The 1,118-nt window shown below is 57.3% G+C and carries 1 protein-coding gene; it reads right to left on the bottom strand.

All coding sequences use genetic code 11. The features are described 5' to 3' along the window. Positions 1 to 1,118: elongation factor Tu (gene tuf / locus BJQ17_RS00060; RefSeq protein ID WP_060546746.1), on the bottom strand; the 1,118-nt coding region annotated here is incomplete at both ends.

Raw genomic sequence — 1,118 nt, 5'->3', positions numbered from 1 at the left:
CCGGCGCCGACGGTACGACCGCCTTCACGGATAGCGAAGCGCAGACCGTCTTCCATTGCGATGGTCTTGATCAGGGTAACAGTCATCTGAATGTTGTCACCTGGCATTACCATTTCAACGCCTTCCGGCAGTTCGCAGTTACCGGTCACGTCAGTGGTACGGAAGTAGAACTGTGGACGGTAGCCTTTGAAGAACGGAGTGTGACGGCCGCCTTCTTCCTTCGACAGGACGTAGACTTCTGCGGTGAACTTGGTGTGCGGCTTGACCGAACCTGGCTTGACCAGAACCTGACCACGCTCAACGTCGTCACGCTTGGTGCCACGCAGCAGAACGCCGCAGTTCTCGCCAGCACGACCTTCGTCCAGCAGCTTGCGGAACATCTCAACACCGGTGCAGGTGGTGGTGGTGGTGTCACGCAGACCAACGATTTCCAGCGGATCCTGAACGCGGACGATACCACGCTCGATACGACCGGTAACAACGGTACCACGACCCGAAATCGAGAACACGTCTTCGATCGGCATCAGGAACGGCTGGTCGATGGCACGAACTGGCTCAGGAATGTAGCTGTCCAGAGTTTCTACCAGCTTCTTAACAGCGGTAGTGCCCATTTCGTTGTCGTCTTTGCCTTCCAGCGCCATACGAGCCGAACCGATGATGATCGGGGTGTCGTCGCCTGGGAAGTCATAGGTGGACAGCAGGTCGCGAACTTCCATCTCGACCAGTTCCAGCAGCTCAGCGTCGTCTACCAGGTCAGCCTTGTTCAGGAAGACCACGATGTACGGAACGCCTACCTGACGGGACAGCAGGATGTGCTCACGGGTTTGTGGCATCGGACCATCGGCGGCCGAGCAAACCAGGATCGCGCCGTCCATCTGGGCAGCACCGGTGATCATGTTCTTCACGTAGTCAGCGTGACCTGGGCAGTCAACGTGAGCGTAGTGACGAATGGTCGAGTTGTACTCAACGTGAGCGGTGTTGATGGTGATACCGCGCGCTTTTTCTTCCGGAGCCGAGTCGATCTTGTCGAACTCAACGATTGCCGAACCGAAAACTTCGGAGCAAACGCGAGTCAGAGCTGCGGTCAGAGTGGTCTTACCGTGGTCAACGTGGCCGAT

Source organism: Pseudomonas sp. NBRC 111139 (assembly GCF_001753955.1).
Taxonomy (GTDB): Bacteria; Pseudomonadota; Gammaproteobacteria; order Pseudomonadales; family Pseudomonadaceae; genus Aquipseudomonas; species Aquipseudomonas alloputida.
The sequence above is the reverse complement of the archived record's forward strand: the minus strand, read 5'-3'. Positions and strand labels throughout refer to the sequence as shown.